We start from the raw sequence: 15,439 nt of genomic DNA on the forward strand, positions 1-15,439 counted from the left end.
CCGGTACCGTGAGGGCGAACGACACAATGATAGATCTACGCAGCGACACCGTGACCCGACCCACCGCCGCCATGCGCGAAGCCATGGCCCGTGCCGAAGTCGGCGATGACGTCTGGCGCGACGACCCGACGGTTACGGCCTTCGAGGCCGAAGTGGCCGAGCGCGCCGGCATGAGGGCCGGCCTGTTCGTGCCCTCGGGGACCCAGGGCAACCTGATCGCGCTGCTGACGCATTGCCAGCGGGGCGACGAGTTCCTCGCGGGCGACTGCTCCCATATCTATCGGGATGAAGGGGGAGGGGCCGCGGCGTTGGGCGGAATCTCAGCTCAGCCGCTGCCCCACGAGGCCGATGGCAGCCTGGCCCTCGATCGGCTGCGACGAGCCGTCAAGGGAGAGGACATTCATCACGCCAGAACCCGGCTGCTGGCGCTGGAGAACACGTTTCGCGGCAAGGTGTTGCCCGAGGCGTATACGCGGGAGGCCACCGAGCTGGCACGAAGTCTTGGCTTGGCCACGCATCTGGACGGGGCGCGGTTGTTCAACGCAGCGGTGGCCTCGGGGCGTCCGCTCGTGGCGCTCTGCCAAGGGTTCGATTCCGTGTCACTTTGCTTCTCCAAGGGGCTAGGTGCCCCGGTGGGTTCGGTTTTGCTGGGAAACGAGGCCTTTATCGGGCGTGCTCGACGCTGGCGCAAGACGTTGGGGGGAGGCATGCGTCAAGTGGGCATTCTGGCGGCGGGCTGTCGGTATGCACTGCGACATCACGTTGAACGTTTGGCGGAAGATCACCACAACGCCGTGCAATTGGCACAGGGCCTTGGCGAGGTAGAAACGGTCGAAGTGAGGGCGTGCGACACCAACATGGTCATCGTGTCGGTTCCCGAGTCCCACTGTGCCGCGCTCGGCACGTTTCTGGCCGAGAGGGGCATCCTCGTGGCCGCGGCTCCAACGCTGCGCCTGGTGACGCACCTCGACGTTTCGGTGGGTGACATCCACCATGTCGTGGCGAGTTTCAAGGCATACTTTGCCACCTGTACCGCCTAGGGCGGGCAGTGGCTGGGGGAAAAGTCTACGGAGGGTAAGTCATGGCAATCTATCAGTATGGCGAGCATCGGCCGCAGATAGGCGAGGAAGTCTACGTGGCCGAAACCGCCGACGTGATCGGTCAGGTGACCCTAAAGCGCCAGGCCAGCGTCTGGTATCAGGCGGTGTTGCGCGGCGATACCGACCACCTCGAGGTCGGCGAACGCAGCAATATCCAGGACGGCGCAGTGCTTCACGCCGATCCCGGTTTCCCGCTCAAGGTGGGCAATGACGTGACCGTGGGACACCAGGCGATGCTGCACGGCTGCACCGTCGGGGACGGCAGCCTGATCGGCATCCAGGCAATAATCCTCAACGGCGCCGTCATCGGCAGGAATAGCCTCGTGGCCGCTGGGGCGGTGGTCAAGGAAGGGGCAACCTTTCCCGACAATTCACTGATCGTCGGCGCGCCGGCCAAGGTGATTCGCGAGCTTTCGGCCGAGGCGGTCGAAGGGCTGGCGAAGAATGCGGCGGGCTACGTCGAGCGCGGCAGCCGGCATGCCCGCGAGCTCAAGCGCATTGATTGAGCTTGGCAGAACACGAAAAAGCCCCGCATCCGTAAGGACACGGGGCTCGTATTTGCGGCGGATTTATCAGCCGCCGACTTGCAATAGCGGATCCGATACCCCGAGGACATAGAAAGCGATCAGGCCGATCAGACCGGTGAAGATCAGGTAGTAGAGCGTCGGCAGGATCGTCTTGCGGATGGTCTCGCCTTCGCGGCCCAGCAGGCCGACGGTGGCCGACGCCGCGACCACGTTGTGGATGGCGATCATATTGCCCGCGGCGGCGCCGACAGCCTGAAGCGCGACCATCATCGCGGTGGAGACGCCGAGTGCGCCGGCCACGTTGAACTGGAATTCGGCCAGCATCAGGTTCGACACGGTGTTCGAGCCGGCGATGAAGGCTCCCAGCGCGCCCACCGCGGGGGCGAAGAAGGGGTAGACGTCGCCCACGCTATTGGCGACGAACTGCGCCATGGCCACCGGCATCGACACCAGGTCGGCGGCATTGACGCCGGAGTTGATCAGGATCCGTACCATGGGGATGGTGAAGATGAGCACGAAGCCGGCCCCGAGCAGGGTGCGCGAGGATTCGCTGAAGGCCGCCCGGAGCTCGCCGGCACGCATGCGATGCAGTACGGCGGTAACCAGCACCACCATCAGCAGGATGCCGCCCGGCAGGTAGAGTGGGGCGATACTGCCGGAGACGCCTGCCTCACCGAGAATGTTGCTCCAGCCGAAGGCGAAGGCGTTGAGCGCCTCGCGCAGCGGGTCGATGACACGCGACGCCACCAGGAACAGGGCCAGCAGCACGTAGGGCAGCCAACCCATCCAGGTGGAGAGGGGCGTCTTGCCGGCGATATCGTCGATCTTGATCTCTATCTTGCCGATCCAGCCGGCCGGCCAGGCGCTACGCTCGGGGAAGTCCCAGGTATCCTTGGGCAGCAGAAAGCCGCGGCGCGCCGCCGGCACGACGATAGCCAGACCGACCATGGCGCCGATCATCGACGGGAACTCCGGCCCCAGCAGCACGCCGGCCAGCATATAGGGAACCACGAAGGCGACGCCGGTGAAGATGGCGAAGGGCGCGATGGAGAGACCTTCCTTCCAGGAGCGGTTGGCGCCGAAGAAGCGCACCATGATCACCACCATGATCAGCGGCATCAGGACACCCACGATGCCGTGCACGATGGCGACTTCCGCCGCGATCAGGCGGAAGTACTCGAGCCAGGTGTAGCCGCCGGCTTCGAGCTGTTCGGTGATGGCGCTGGCGTTGACGCCGCCGGTGACGCCGACCACGATCGGAGTGCCCACGGCGCCGAAGGAGACGGGCGTGGACTGAATCATCATGCCCACCACCACGGCGGAGAGAGCCGGAAAGCCGAGTGCGACCATCAGCGGTGCGGCCACGGCGGCGGGAGTGCCGAAGCCCGAGGCGCCCTCGATGAAACAGCCGAACAGCCAGGCCACGATCAGTGCCTGCACCCTGCGGTCGGGGCTGATGCCGGAGAAGCCGTTGCGGATGGCCGCGATGCCACCGGAGTGCTTCAACGTATTCAGCAGCAGGATGGCGCCAAAGATGATCCACAGGATCGAGACGGTCAGGATAAGGCCTTGGAGAGTGGAGGCGAGCACCCGATTGAAGCTCATCTCCCAGGCGAACAGCCCGATCAGGGCGGTGACCACGAAGACGATCGGCATGGCGGTGCGAGCGGCCATGCGCAAGCCGATAAGCAGCACGCCCGCCAGAACCAGCGGCGTGAAGGCGAGTAGAGCTAGGGTCGTATCCGACATGACGTTTCCTCGATTCTCCTTGTTGGGCCCGTCAGCGTGACAGCGCGTCTGGGCAGCCCGGCGCACGCGGCCGAAGGCATGCAACGATACGAAGTGCGAGCGAAACTTGCCATAATGGCTAATTGGTCTGACCAATATGGGGGTGGTTTTCCTGCTGCGTCCAATTATCGAGGAAGCATGAGAAAACAGGAACTTGTTCAAGGGAGGATGCACGGCCAAAGCATTGGTGAGTAGATAACCCTTAGACTAATGGACAGGCCGCCAGCCCTGGCTTCGTCGGATCACGGGGCGCTTGGCAGCGGCAAGCCAGTACTGGCACTATCGAACACTCCCAGACACTGGCCAGGAGGCAGCATGGCACGGGTTCTCTACGATCTCTGCGGTATCGACGAGAAGCTCCGCTTCTCTCCCTACTGTTGGCGGGTACGCTACGCGCTGGCACACAAGGGGCTCGACTTCGAGACCCGTGCCTGGCACTTCACCGACAAGGAAGCGCTCGCCTTCGCCGACTACGACAAGGTGCCGGTGCTGGTCGATGGCGAGGAAACCGTTACCGACAGCTACGAGATCCTGCGCTATCTGGACCGCGCCTACCCCGAATCGCCCCTGCTGGGCGATGGGGTGGCCGAGGCCCGGGCGCGTTTCTTCAAGCATTACGCCGAGCGTTCCCTGGCACCGGCCATGATGCGCACCATCATCATGGACCTGCTCAACGCCATTGACCCCAAGGACCGGGACTATTTCCGCGAGACCCGGGAAAAGCGCTTCGGAAGAACCCTGGAAGAGTTCCACTCGCCGGCCAAGGGGCTGGCCCAGCTCGATGCTGCCCTGGCCCCGCTGCGCGGCCAGTTGCAGGAGAATGACTTTCTCGATGGCGGGGCGCCTGCCGCAGCCGACTACCTGGTGTTCGGCAGCTTCATGTGGGCCCGGGTGGTGTCGACCGCCGACCTGGTCTCCAATGCCGACCCGGTCTACGGTTGGCTCGAGCGGATGCTCGATCTGCACGGCGGCCTGGGTCGCAATGCCGTACGCATTACCGACATCGAAGGCGCCTATCGTTGAAAGCATGATGCGCTGCTAGCCGCCCTTTTGTGCGCCGCACTAAAAATGTTGCATCGCACCATTAGGGCTGCTATGTTGCATTGCAACAAGGCTCCTTCCTGCCTTGGCAACGCAACCATGGAGGTGTCTCATGAGCAAGACTCAAGAGAAAACGACTCAGCAGCTGGAAACCCTTTTCTTCGCTCCGGCACGTGCCTATGGCTCTCTCTCGCTGGAATATTACGAGAAGCTGCTGTCGGCTCAGTACGACGCTTTCCGCAGCTACTCCGACCTGAGCCTCGCCCAGGCGCGCGCTTGGCTCGACGTCAAGGATTCCGAAGGCCTCAAGCAGGTCGTGGAATCTCAGCAGAAGGTCGTCAAGGAGTTCGGCGAGCGTCTGCAGGGCGACACCAAGAAGGTGGTCGACCTGAGCCAGGAATTCCTGCAGAAGGGCCAGCAGCTGGCCGAGCAGAACGTCAAGAGCGCCAGCGCCGCCACCAAGTAAGACGGCGGGATGGCAAAAAGGGCCGTCGCCTTCGGGTGACGGCCCTTTTTTCGTTCGCCCCGGCGCGACGCGCGACCGGATCACTGACCCAGCAGCTCCATCACTTCCTCCTCCTCGACCTGGCCGAAGTCGGCATAGAACTGCCCGACTGCCATGAAGTGCCTCGGTACCTCCAGGCAGACGACCTCGTCGGCCAGCGCTTCCAGCCGCGCCACGGCGCTGGGAGGAGCGACGCCGAGCGCGGCGATTAGACGCTCGGTACGTCCTTGTAGCGTTTTCAGCGCCGCTTCCATGGTGGCGCCCGTCGCACTGCCGTCATCCACCACTACGACGGTACGTCCCTCGGGCGGTATCGGCGGTCGTACCGGGCTGTAGCGCTGCCGCCGTTCCTTGAGTAACTGTTTTTGCTGCTCGGCTTCGCGCTCCACCGCCGGCTGCGGAAAGCGTGACGCGGCCTCGTCAAGCTTCATGCTGCCATCCTCGCTGATGGCCCCGATGGCATATTCGGGATGCCCCGGGGCCCGGATCTTGCGCACCAAGACCACATCCAGCTCACCTTCGAGCAGGTCGGCCAGTCTGCGTGCCATGGGCACGCCGCCGCGGGGAATGGCCAGTACCAGCGGATATGAGTCCTTTAAATGCTCAAGTCGCTGGGCAAGCCGTTCGGCAGCCTCTATGCGATCGCGAAACATGCCGGTCTCCTTTTCTTCCGTCCCCGTTGTCTCCTCCCCAGTGTAGCCAGGGCTCCTTTACAAGAGAGGCGGGACCAGACGGCCTGATGCGGACGAGGGGGAGAAAGGATTGGAAATAATTTCTGTATACAATAAATTGAGGTAATGTCGTCCATAAGGGCTTTGGAGCGGATACATTTCTGACCAATCGGACAGATTTAACGAACCGCGACGAGCACTCACAGCTTGGTATGTGCACGGCAAGTCTTTGGGCCGCAATACGAACAATCATCGGCACTTGGCTTCCGTATACAGAAACACAACAATGACTGGATGGATCCATGCGAAAGATTCAGAACACCTCGATCTTCGATTTCCATGGCCGGCCTTCGCTGACCAAGGCATTGCCCTTGTCGCTACAGCACGTGCTGGCCATGATCGCGGGGGTCATTACGCCCCCGATCATCATTGCGGGAGTGGTGGGCGCCACGCCGCAGGAAAAGCTCCTGCTGATACAGATCGCAGTGCTGGCCTCGGGGGTCTGCACCCTGTTTCATCTCTATGGGATATGGAAGTTCGGCGCACGACTGCCAGCGATCTTCGGCGTGGGCTTCGCCTACGTGCCGACCCTGATCGCGGTGGGCGCTCAGTTCGGCATCGAGGGCATTCTCGGAGCGCAGCTCATCGGTGGCATCACCATGATGGTGGTAGGTTATTTCATCCAGTACATACGACATCTGTTCCCACCGGTGGTGGCGGGCACGGTGGTGCTGGTCATCGGCCTGTCGCTCTACGACATCGCCGTGCGCTACATGGCGGGCAGCGGCAATGTCAGCGCGCCCGATTTCGGCGCACCGCTCAACTGGATCGTGGGACTCGTCACGCTGACCACGGTGCTGGCCGCCTCACAGTTCGGCCGGGGCGTGATCAAGCTCTCGGCGATCATCGTGGGCATCGTCGTGGGATATCTGCTGTCGCTGGCGCTGGGCATGGTCAGCTTCGACGCCGTTGCCGCCGCCGACTGGGTCGCGGTGCCCCGGTTCATGCCCTTCGAACTGGAATTTCATACCTCGGCGATCATCGCCATGGTGATCATCTGCGTGATCAATTCGGTGCAAACCATCGGCGACCTGTCGGCGACCACCGTGGGCGGGATGAACCGCGAGTTGAAGACGTCGGAGCTGACCGGCGGCCTGCTGGGCAACGGACTAACCACGACGGCGAGCGCCTTCTTCGGCGCCCTGCCAACTTCCACGTTCAGCCAGAACGTCGGCATCGTTGCCATGACCAAGGTGATCAGCCGCTTCGTGTTGGCGCTGGCCGGCGGCTTCATGCTGCTGGCGGGATTCAGTCCCAAGTTCGGCGCCATCATGACCACCATCCCTTATCCGGTACTCGGCGGGGCCACCATCACCGTCTTCGGCATGATCACCATGACCGGCATCAAGCTGCTGATCAAGGACGAGCTTTCCGCCCGCAACATGACCATCGTGGGCCTGGCGCTGGCCCTCAGCCTGGGAATCGCCGAGGTGCCGGCGGCAATCGAGCGCTTCCCCGAGTGGCTGCAGAACGTGATCGGCGGGGCGCCCATCGTGGTGGCCGCCATCACCGCCTTCACGCTCAACCTATTGCTGCCGAATACCACTCTGGCCGACGAAGCCCGCGAGCGCGAGGCGATGGCGAGCGATGATAGTGGCGAGCCCGGCTGCCCGGACCGGCAGGCGCCACGCCGCTCAGCGCCTTCACGCCTCGATGGAGCACAAGGGACACCCGGCAGCGTGCCGCGCGTCTAGACCCTAGGTTATTGGTTATTTTTTGGAAATATTTTTCGAATACTTTAATGTGTTCAAGTTGATGCGCTAAATGTATCCAATTATCGCATCGCAATCACAACAAAAGGATACTACTCATGCATGATCGAACGGCTCGGCGAATTGCCTCAGGCGTTGCGCTGCTGGCGGGCCTGGCGGCTGGCACGACTCAGGCCGCCACCTGGAGCGATACTTTCCTTGGCTATCGGTACGGCACCCAGTTCACCGAACCCGGCAATCCGAACGATGTCGAGAAGCATATCCTTCAGTTCACCCATGTGAGCGGCTACTCTCTGGGCCAGAACTTTCTGAACCTGGACGTGCTGCAGTCGGACGACGCCGACCCGGCCAGCGGCGGCGAGAGCGGCGCCACCGAGGCCTACCTCACCTACCGCCATCAGCTCCACTTCGGCAAGTTGTTCGACGAGCCGCTGGCCTTCGGCCCGGTCAAAGACGTGGGGTTGACCGGTGGGTTCGATCTCAACACCAAGAACACCGAATTTGCCCCGCGCAAGCGCATGCTGGTGGTAGGGCCCACCCTGAAATTCGACCTTCCCAAGGGTTTCCTCGATCTCAGCCTTTTCTATGCCCATGAGTGGAATCACTGCGGTGCCGGATTCTGCGAGGTGAACGAGATCGAGTTCGCCCCCTATTACCAGATCAATCTGGCCTGGGGACTGCCCCTCGAACTGGGGGCGCTGCCGTTGAAATTCCAGGGCTTCTACAACTTCAACCACGAGAAGGGCGACGACTACCAAGGCAACGCCACCGAGTCCGAGCAACTGCTGCGCACTGCGCTGATGCTCGACGTGGGCCGACTGGCATGGGGTGAGGAAAACCAGCTATGGGCCGGGATCGGCTATGAGTACTGGCGCAACAAGTTCGGCAATCATGACAAGCCGGGCGTCGATACCGATGCGCCCACCCTGCAAGTGGAATGGCATTTCTGAATCATGCACCGCTAATGAACAGGGCCGCCCATTATTGGGCGGCCCTATTTTGTCTCGAAGCGCCTGGGCGCTGTCAGTTGGTGATGCAAGCCGTCGTGCCGAAAAGCGGTGCCGAGCGGGAGGGAAGACTGGAGACGGAAACGCGCCGCCGGTTAACCGGGCGGCGCGTCGTCGTGCAAAGGAGCGTTCAAGCTTCGGCGCTGGGCTTCTCCGCTTCGCCGACGGAGGGCTCCTCGCCGCCGCGCTGACGACGGGGTTTGCCGGGCAGCAGCGCATCCAGCAGCAAGGCGGCTACGGCCGCCGGCACCAGGCCTGACTTGAGCAGCAGGCCGACCTGGCCGGGGAGAGTCTCGGAGATCTCATCCACGGCGGGCAGGCCGATGCCAAGGCTCAGCGATACGGCGATGATGAGCATGGCGCGCTGATCGAGCTCGCACTCTTGAATGATCTTGAGGCCCGCCGACGCGATCATGCCGAACATGACGACACCGGCGCCTCCCAGCACGGCATGGGGCATGGCGGCGACGAGACCGCCCAGTTTGGGAAATAGCCCCATGGCAATCAGCAGCAGCCCGCCAATGGTCACTACGTGACGGCTGACGACGCCGGTAAGGGTGATCAAGCCGACGTTCTGGGCGTAGGCGGTATTGGGAAGGGTGTTGAACACCGCCGCGAAGGATGTCGCCACTCCGTCGGCCATCACGCCACCCGAGAGTTCGCGGTCCTTGGCCGCGCGTCCCGCACCGCCGGCGGTAATGGCGGAGATGTTGCCGATGGTCTCGAGGCCCACCACGAACATGATCAGTGCCATGCCGATGATCGCCGTGAGGGGAAACTCCATACCGTATTCGAGCGGCTTGGGCAGAGCGAACCAGCTGGCCTCGCGCAGGTTGGTGAAATCCACCATGCCTAGCGCAATGGCCGCCAGATAACCGGCCAGCAGACCGAAGAGGATCGAGGAGGCCTTGACGAAGCCGCGTCCCAACTGGTGCACGGCAATGCACACGACCAGCACGAACAGCGCCAGCAGCAGGTTCGTCGGCGAGGCGAAGTCCGGAGAGCCTACGCCGCCAGCCGCATATTTGAGGCCGACCGGCATGAGGGTGATGCCGATCAGCAGTACCACGATGCCGGTCACCACCGGTGAGAACCAGTGTCGAATCTTCTTGAGGAAGGCGCCTAGCACCACCTGCAGCAAGCCGGCAACAAACGAAGCGCCGAGCACCGCGGGCAGGCCGAAGGCCTTGGCTAACGGCAGGGCGACCGGCAGGAAGCCGAAGCTCGTACCCTGAACGATCGGCAGGCGAGCGCCAATCGGACCGATGCCGATGGTCTGGATCAGGGTAGAGATGCCCGCCACGAATAGCGCCACCTGGATCAGGAAGATCTGCTCCCCGGCGTTGGCGCCGATGACCCCGGCAATGATGATCGGCGGGGTCACGTTACCGGCGAACATGGCCATGATGTGCTGCAGTCCGAGGGGGATGGCCTTGGACAGCGGCGGCATGGCGTCCGGATCCTGATTGATGGTGCGTGTGGGGTTTCGCTGCGGATGAGGGGAGGAGCGGGTTCTGGACATGGGCAGGCTCACGATTCGTTGTTGTTGGTGGAAGGATGCTTGGATAGAAGGAGTTTTGGCGGAATTCCCTGATCTGAGCATCAGGTCTCAAGGTAAATGTACACAATATTTCTGAGTTTAAAAGACATATGCCGTGTACAAACCTTATTGTTTGATAATTATATTTTGAATCAGTCAGTTATCCATAATCAGTTGACCGATTGGTCGAATTATTGGCTGCACAAGAAGAGACGGAGTTAGTGAAAGCATTGTTCATGCTGGACCTGTCAACGCAGGATAAAACAGAGTTTTCATTTGATTTTATTGAATTTTCCTTTCATCAAGGAGACCGTGAGCAGCGTTGACAGCTCTCTCTGACGAGGCGTGGTACGGTAGCTCTCATTGCTTGTTGTATACAAAAAATGGATACAAAGGTGAGTGTCATGCGATTACTACAAAATCTGACGGTGCGGGCCAGTTGGTTCCTGGTGTTGCTTGGTTTCCTGACCATGCTAGTGGCCTTGAGCGCCATCGGCCTGTGGGCTGTCAACCATAGCCAGCGGAACTTCGATGCCTTCGAAGCAGTGAACGTGAACCAGCAGGCGACCTTGAACCGCGCCAATTCGATGCTGCAGAGCGTACGTCTCGACATGGCACGACACTACGAGCGGGCCTTGGAGAGCCAGCAGGCGGTCGACACGGAGCAGCTAGCCGACCTGCGGCGGCATCTGGCCATGGCCGCCGAGGTCTTCGGCGAGTTCACGTCGCTGCCGCGACAGCCCGGGCAGGATGAGCTCATCGGGCCTGTCCAGCACCGTTTCACCCAGCTGTTGGAGGGGGTCGTCGAGCCCCAGTTGCGTGCCCTGGCCGAAGGCAGGTTGGACGATTATTCGCGCTCGAGGGATGCCGCTTATGCCGCTTACGACGATTTCTATCAGGCTGCGGTAGGGTTTTTCCGCGCGGCGGAGGCAGAGGGGGCTGCAAGGGCCAGCGACTTCGGCTGGGTGGTCGATTTCACGCGCAAGGCCATCGTCGCCGTCTTCATCGGCGCTATCGGCATGATCTTGGTTGTATTCTGGGGTGTGACCCAGCACCTCATCCGTCCGCTCGAGCGGGTCATCGAGCATTTTCAGCAGATGGCTCAGGGCAATCTGGCCGAGGTGGTCGAGCGGCGGGGCCGCAACGAGATAGGCAAGCTTCTCTCCGCGCTCGGTGACATGCAGTCCGCGCTGCGCGAGACCGTGTCGCGCATGCGTGACAGCAGTGGAGAGGTATATGCCGGTGCCTCCCGCATCGTGAGTGCCAACCGCGACCTCTCGGCACGCACCGAGCGTCAGGCGGCGGCGCTGACCGAGACCGCCTCAAGCATGGAGGAGATCACGGCGACGGTGAGAAGCAACAGTCAGAATGCCGCCGATGCGAGCCAAGTGGCGGAGCGCGCCGCCGGTCAGGCCGAGGAAGGCGGCCGTATCGTTGTCGGCCTCGTTGACCAGATGCACCAGGTTCGGGAAGGGGCGGAGCGAATCACCGACATCATCGGTCTGATCGATCAGATCGCCTTCCAGACCAATATCCTCGCCCTCAATGCCTCGGTCGAGGCGGCACGCGCCGGTGAGCACGGGCGCGGCTTCGCCGTCGTTGCGAACGAGGTTAGGAAACTGGCGACCCGCAGCGCGGACGCCTCCGCCGAGATTCGTTCGTTGATCGAGCACTCGGTCGAGCAAGTCAGGACGGGGGCGGCGAGTGCCGACAAGGCGGGCGATGCCGTGGAGGCCATTCGCCGGTCGATCCACGAGGTCAATCGGCTGATGGGGGAAATTGCAAATGCCTCGCGCGAGCAAGAAGCCGGGATCGACGAAATCAACCGCGCCGTCTCCGACATGGACGACACGACGCAGCAAAATGCCGCCATGGTCATGCAGGCCAGCGAAGCGGCCGATCAACTGAGTGGCGTGGCCGGCGATCTTCAGGCGGGCGTTTCGCGCTTTCGGCTCGATGGGCAGACGTCAGCAGGGCCGCGCCCGCACGAAGATACCGTTGCCCACCGTTCATCCGACGGCCTCGCGTTCGCCATGCTGCCGGACCTTTCTTCAACGCCGGCTCGATGACTCGCTGCCTTGGGAGCAGTGCTGCGCTGCGATGATCCGGCGAGCCCGGGATGATTGCTTGGCTTGATCTGACGGGCGCTGCGAAGAGGACTTTATAAACGCAACGACCCGCGGCAGAGCACCGCGGGTCGTTGCGTCCTGGCTTGGGTTAGCCCTCGGCGCGCGCTTCCAGGCGGAAGCGGGCGATGCGATTGATCTGCTCGATGGCGGTGCGCCGTTCTTCGTCGGGGGAGTTCACTAGACGTGTTTCGAAGGCGGCGAGAATGGCGTGCCGGTTGCTGCCTTTGACGGCCATCACGAAGGGAAAGCCGAATTTGGCCTTGTAGGCCTCATTGAAACGCTCGAAGCGAGCCATTTCCTCCGGTGTGCACTGGTCGAGCCCGGCGCCGGCCTGCTCTCGGGTCGAATCGTCGGTCAGTTCGCCGGCGATGGCGGCCTTGCCGGCCAGATCCGGGTGGGCGCGGATCACCTCGAGCTGCCGTTCCGGCGTGGCTTCTCGAAGTGTCTGGCCCATGGCCTCGGCCAGGCCGGCCGGTGTGTCGTGCTCGCTCGTCAGGCCGCGCTCCCAGGTCAGCTCGGCAACCCAGGGGGAGTGTTCGTAGATGTCGCCGAAGCGCGCCACGAAAGCGTTGCGATCGAGCTCGCTGGGCCTTGGATCGAGCGTCCTGTGATTGTTCATGATCGTCTCCAGGGGCTGGAAAATGGTGGGCTCCATCAAAGTGTATACAAAAAAATTTTGAAATGTACTACCAAAATGGCTAAAACTGTCTTCAGCAGGTCCTGTCAGCGGCGACCTCGCGCGCAGATTCGAATTCCCGGGGCGACCCTGCCCCGGCCAACCACGGGGAGAACAGAAGCCATGGGACGACTGACCACGCACGTTCTGGATACCGCTCAGGGGCGGCCCGGCGAGGGCATCCGCATCGAGGTCTTTCGCCTCGAGGGCGACAAGCGCACATCGCTCAAGACGGTGACGACCAATGACGACGGGCGCTGCGATAGCCCCATCCTGGAGGGAGATGACTTCGCCGCGGGCCAGTACGAGCTGGTCTTCCACGCCGGCGACTATCTGCGTCGGCAGGGCATCCAGGCGGACGAGCCGCGCTTTCTCGACGTGATTCCGCTGCGCTTCGGCGTGGCCGATGCATCCCAGCATTATCACGTCCCGCTGCTGCTCTCGCCCTATGGCTATTCCACCTACCGCGGCAGCTAGGAAACGCTGAGTCCATGGCCGTTCGCCGTGCGCTTCATCCCGCTCGCCGGTTTCGACGCTTCCCTACGTTTCCGGAAGCTGGCTGCGCTCCGCCACGCGGCGTAAACAACAACTAAGCCGAGACTATCAGATGCAAGCTTACCTCCTGGATTTTGCCAACTTCATGCTGCGCTGGCTGCACGTCATCGCGGCCATCGCCTGGATCGGCGAATCGATCTACTTCGTGATGCTGGACAATAGCCTGCGCACGCCCAAGGCCGACGAGGATCGGCAGAAGGGGGTGTTCGGGGAGATGTGGGCCGTGCATGGGGGCGGCTTCTACCACAACCAGAAGTACGCCACGGCGCCCGCCAAGCTGCCGGAGGACCTGCACTGGTCGTTCTGGAAGGCGTATACCACCTGGCTGTCGGGCTTCGTGCTGTTCGTCATGCTCTACATGACCAGCCCCGGCTTCTACCTGGTCAACCCCGGCAGCAGCTGGGCCTGGGCCGCCAACCTGAGCGGTTGGCAGGCCAACGTGGTAGCCCTGCTGTTCCTGCTGGGCGGCTGGGTGGTCTACAACGAGCTGTGCAAGCGCATCAGCCCCAACATGGACCGCGACGGCGTACTTAGCCTGGCCGTGGCCGTGATGATGGTGGTGGTGGCCTACCTCAGCACCCAGATATTCGCCGGACGGGCCGCCTTCCTGCTCACCGGCGCGGTAATGGCCACCGCCATGTCGGCCAACGTCTTCTTCTGGATCATTCCCGGCCAGCGCCGCATGGTGGCGGCGATGAAGGCCGGCGAAGCGCCCAACCCGCTGGACGGCAAGCGCGGCAAGCAGCGCTCGGTGCACAACACCTACTTCACGCTGCCGGTGGTGCTGCTGATGATCAGCAACCACTACTCCTTCGCCTACTCCCACGAGTACGCCTGGGTGATCATGTCGCTGTTCATCTTCGCCGGCGCCTTGATCCGCCAGTTCTTCGTGGTAATGCATGCCGGCAAGACCCAGCCCGCCTATCCGGTGGCCGGCGCGGCGCTGATCGCCGTGGCCTTCTGGGTCGGCATGCCGGGCAACGGTGCCTCCCGCGATGTCATGGCGAGCGAGGAGGGAACGAGCCTGGCCGAGGTCGAAGCCATCATCGAGTCGCGCTGTGTGTCCTGCCACTCCAGCGATCCGACCCAGGAGGGCTTCAGCTCGGCACCGGCCGGCGTGATCTACGACACCACCGCCCAGATCGAAGGGCATCGCGAGAAGATCCGGGAGGTGGTGGCGAGCAAGTACATGCCGCTGGGCAACATGACCGGCATGACCGACGAGGAACGCGAAGCGATCGCCGCTTGGTCGGAATGACTCCCTACCTCAAGACAGTTCGAACAGCCCGCCAACGGCGGGCTGTTCGCGTAGTCGGGCGTTCGATAGTTGCGCGGGATTATGTATACAATGGCAGTCAGCGAAGGGCTCACTCAGGAGGGGACCATGAACCAGCGGCAGCGCCTGGCCGAGGGCGAGGCGGGTACGAAGCCTCGACGCCTGGGCAAGAACGGCGATGGGGCGGAGCGTCATGAGGTCATCTATCGTTCGATCAGCGATGCCATCATCGAGCACCGCCTGCGCCCCGGCGCGCGCCTGCGCGAGGATGCCCTGGCCGAGGTCTTCGGCATAAGCCGTACCGGCGTGCGCAAGATTCTTCAACGCCTTGCCCTGGAGCAGCTCGTCACCCTGACACCGCGGCGAGGCGCCAGCGTGACTCGTCCCACCGCCGACGAAGCCAAGGATGTCTTCGACGCCCGCCAGATGGTGGAGTGCGGCCTGATGCCCGAAGTCGCCCGCCGAATCAAGCCCGAGGATGTGCGCGAATTGCGCGACATGGCCCGCCGTGAGCGCGAGGCGCTTCGGTCGGGCGAGCAGAGCAGCGCGATCAAGCTCTCCGCCGCCTTCCACGAACGCCTGGCACAGCTTTCCGGCAACGCTACCCTGGCGGCCTTTGTCGGCCAGCTCTGCTCACGTTCGTCGCTGATCCTTGCCGTCTATGGCAGCGCGGGGCACCTGGGCTGCGAGTCACACGACCACGACGACCTCATCGGTTACCTGGAGGCCGGCAACGGCGAACGGGCGACCGCTTTCATGGGCCGCCACCTCAAGGCCATCGAAGCCTCGCTTTCGATCGTCGAGGAGGAGGAGGACGTCCCCGATCTGCAAAAGATCTTCGGCGCCTGAGGG

14 protein-coding genes are annotated in these 15,439 nt (G+C 62.8%); 10 read left to right on the top strand and 4 right to left on the bottom strand.

Going from position 1 to position 15,439, the window contains the following annotated elements:
• The first annotated feature begins 26 nt into the window (after positions 1 to 26).
• Positions 27 to 1,040 carry a low-specificity L-threonine aldolase gene (ltaE, locus tag CYJ07_RS16050; protein ID WP_104204722.1) on the top strand — a complete coding sequence of 338 codons (1,014 nt, stop codon included), beginning with the start codon at positions 27 to 29 and terminating at the stop codon, positions 1,038 to 1,040.
• 41 nt (positions 1,041 to 1,081) lie between these two features.
• A complete protein-coding gene (locus CYJ07_RS16055) occupies positions 1,082 to 1,606 on the top strand; it encodes a gamma carbonic anhydrase family protein (protein WP_104204723.1) in 525 nt (174 codons plus the stop codon).
• A 66-nt stretch (positions 1,607 to 1,672) separates the two neighbouring features.
• Here CYJ07_RS16055 and CYJ07_RS16060 read toward each other — a convergent pair whose 3' ends face one another.
• Positions 1,673 to 3,376 (bottom strand): L-lactate permease, encoded by a 1,704-nt coding sequence (locus CYJ07_RS16060; RefSeq protein WP_104204724.1) that lies wholly within the window; start codon positions 3,374 to 3,376, stop codon positions 1,673 to 1,675.
• A 354-nt stretch (positions 3,377 to 3,730) separates the two neighbouring features.
• Here CYJ07_RS16060 and CYJ07_RS16065 point away from each other — a divergent pair, with 354 nt between their 5' ends.
• Positions 3,731 to 4,438 (top strand): glutathione S-transferase N-terminal domain-containing protein, encoded by a 708-nt coding sequence (locus CYJ07_RS16065; RefSeq protein WP_104204725.1) that lies wholly within the window; start codon positions 3,731 to 3,733, stop codon positions 4,436 to 4,438.
• A gap of 130 nt (positions 4,439 to 4,568) precedes the next feature.
• Positions 4,569 to 4,922, top strand: a complete 354-nt coding sequence (locus CYJ07_RS16070; protein WP_104204726.1) for a phasin family protein — start codon at positions 4,569 to 4,571, stop codon at positions 4,920 to 4,922.
• A gap of 80 nt (positions 4,923 to 5,002) precedes the next feature.
• Here the strand turns inward: CYJ07_RS16070 and CYJ07_RS16075 are convergent, their stop codons facing one another.
• Positions 5,003 to 5,614, bottom strand: coding sequence for a phosphoribosyltransferase (locus CYJ07_RS16075; RefSeq protein ID WP_104204727.1), 612 nt, complete (start codon positions 5,612 to 5,614; stop codon positions 5,003 to 5,005).
• Positions 5,615 to 5,934: 320 nt separating this feature from the next.
• Between CYJ07_RS16075 and CYJ07_RS16080 the strand changes: the two genes are divergently transcribed.
• A complete protein-coding gene (locus CYJ07_RS16080) occupies positions 5,935 to 7,386 on the top strand; it encodes a uracil-xanthine permease family protein (RefSeq protein ID WP_104204728.1) in 1,452 nt (483 codons plus the stop codon).
• 116 nt (positions 7,387 to 7,502) lie between these two features.
• The gene (locus CYJ07_RS16085) at positions 7,503 to 8,354 is read left to right on the top strand and encodes an outer membrane protein OmpK (protein WP_104204729.1); all 852 of its coding nucleotides are present in this window, start codon (positions 7,503 to 7,505) and stop codon (positions 8,352 to 8,354) included.
• A gap of 187 nt (positions 8,355 to 8,541) precedes the next feature.
• Here the strand turns inward: CYJ07_RS16085 and CYJ07_RS16090 are convergent, their stop codons facing one another.
• A complete protein-coding gene (locus CYJ07_RS16090; protein ID WP_104204730.1) occupies positions 8,542 to 9,933 on the bottom strand; it encodes a uracil-xanthine permease family protein in 1,392 nt (463 codons plus the stop codon).
• Positions 9,934 to 10,355: 422 nt separating this feature from the next.
• On the opposite strand from CYJ07_RS16090, the gene CYJ07_RS16095 reads away from it, so the two are divergent.
• Positions 10,356 to 12,020 (top strand): methyl-accepting chemotaxis protein, encoded by a 1,665-nt coding sequence (locus CYJ07_RS16095; RefSeq protein WP_104204731.1) that lies wholly within the window; start codon positions 10,356 to 10,358, stop codon positions 12,018 to 12,020.
• A 148-nt stretch (positions 12,021 to 12,168) separates the two neighbouring features.
• On the opposite strand, the gene uraD is transcribed toward CYJ07_RS16095, so the two are convergent.
• A complete protein-coding gene (gene uraD, locus CYJ07_RS16100) occupies positions 12,169 to 12,699 on the bottom strand; it encodes a 2-oxo-4-hydroxy-4-carboxy-5-ureidoimidazoline decarboxylase (protein ID WP_104204732.1) in 531 nt (176 codons plus the stop codon).
• A 180-nt stretch (positions 12,700 to 12,879) separates the two neighbouring features.
• Here uraD and uraH point away from each other — a divergent pair, with 180 nt between their 5' ends.
• From uraH to CYJ07_RS16115, 3 genes are all read left to right on the top strand, one after another.
• Entirely contained in the window at positions 12,880 to 13,233 is a 354-nt protein-coding gene (gene uraH / locus CYJ07_RS16105) for a hydroxyisourate hydrolase (RefSeq protein WP_104204733.1), read from the top strand.
• Positions 13,234 to 13,363: 130 nt separating this feature from the next.
• On the top strand, positions 13,364 to 14,569 hold the full coding sequence (locus tag CYJ07_RS16110) for a urate hydroxylase PuuD (protein WP_104204734.1): 1,206 nt from the start codon (positions 13,364 to 13,366) through the stop codon (positions 14,567 to 14,569).
• A gap of 126 nt (positions 14,570 to 14,695) precedes the next feature.
• Complete coding sequence (locus tag CYJ07_RS16115) at positions 14,696 to 15,436, top strand: GntR family transcriptional regulator (protein WP_197038408.1); 741 nt, start codon at positions 14,696 to 14,698, stop codon at positions 15,434 to 15,436.
• Positions 15,437 to 15,439: the final 3 nt, after the last annotated feature.

The sequence above is a fragment of the Billgrantia saliphila genome (genome assembly GCF_002930105.1).
Lineage (GTDB): Bacteria > Pseudomonadota > Gammaproteobacteria > Pseudomonadales > Halomonadaceae > Halomonas > Halomonas saliphila.

What these genes read in the sequence shown, in the direction of transcription:
- ltaE (WP_104204722.1), top strand. Translation starts at nt 27, where the DNA reads ATGATAGATCTACGCAGCGACACCGTGACCCGACCCACCGCCGCCATG.
- CYJ07_RS16055 (WP_104204723.1), top strand. Translation starts at nt 1,082, where the DNA reads ATGGCAATCTATCAGTATGGCGAGCATCGGCCGCAGATAGGCGAGGAA.
- CYJ07_RS16060 (WP_104204724.1), bottom strand. Translation starts at nt 3,376, where the DNA reads ATGTCGGATACGACCCTAGCTCTACTCGCCTTCACGCCGCTGGTTCTG.
- CYJ07_RS16065 (WP_104204725.1), top strand. Translation starts at nt 3,731, where the DNA reads ATGGCACGGGTTCTCTACGATCTCTGCGGTATCGACGAGAAGCTCCGC.
- CYJ07_RS16070 (WP_104204726.1), top strand. Translation starts at nt 4,569, where the DNA reads ATGAGCAAGACTCAAGAGAAAACGACTCAGCAGCTGGAAACCCTTTTC.
- CYJ07_RS16075 (WP_104204727.1), bottom strand. Translation starts at nt 5,614, where the DNA reads ATGTTTCGCGATCGCATAGAGGCTGCCGAACGGCTTGCCCAGCGACTT.
- CYJ07_RS16080 (WP_104204728.1), top strand. Translation starts at nt 5,935, where the DNA reads ATGCGAAAGATTCAGAACACCTCGATCTTCGATTTCCATGGCCGGCCT.
- CYJ07_RS16085 (WP_104204729.1), top strand. Translation starts at nt 7,503, where the DNA reads ATGCATGATCGAACGGCTCGGCGAATTGCCTCAGGCGTTGCGCTGCTG.
- CYJ07_RS16090 (WP_104204730.1), bottom strand. Translation starts at nt 9,933, where the DNA reads ATGTCCAGAACCCGCTCCTCCCCTCATCCGCAGCGAAACCCCACACGC.
- CYJ07_RS16095 (WP_104204731.1), top strand. Translation starts at nt 10,356, where the DNA reads ATGCGATTACTACAAAATCTGACGGTGCGGGCCAGTTGGTTCCTGGTG.
- uraD (WP_104204732.1), bottom strand. Translation starts at nt 12,699, where the DNA reads ATGAACAATCACAGGACGCTCGATCCAAGGCCCAGCGAGCTCGATCGC.
- uraH (WP_104204733.1), top strand. Translation starts at nt 12,880, where the DNA reads ATGGGACGACTGACCACGCACGTTCTGGATACCGCTCAGGGGCGGCCC.
- CYJ07_RS16110 (WP_104204734.1), top strand. Translation starts at nt 13,364, where the DNA reads ATGCAAGCTTACCTCCTGGATTTTGCCAACTTCATGCTGCGCTGGCTG.
- CYJ07_RS16115 (WP_197038408.1), top strand. Translation starts at nt 14,696, where the DNA reads ATGAACCAGCGGCAGCGCCTGGCCGAGGGCGAGGCGGGTACGAAGCCT.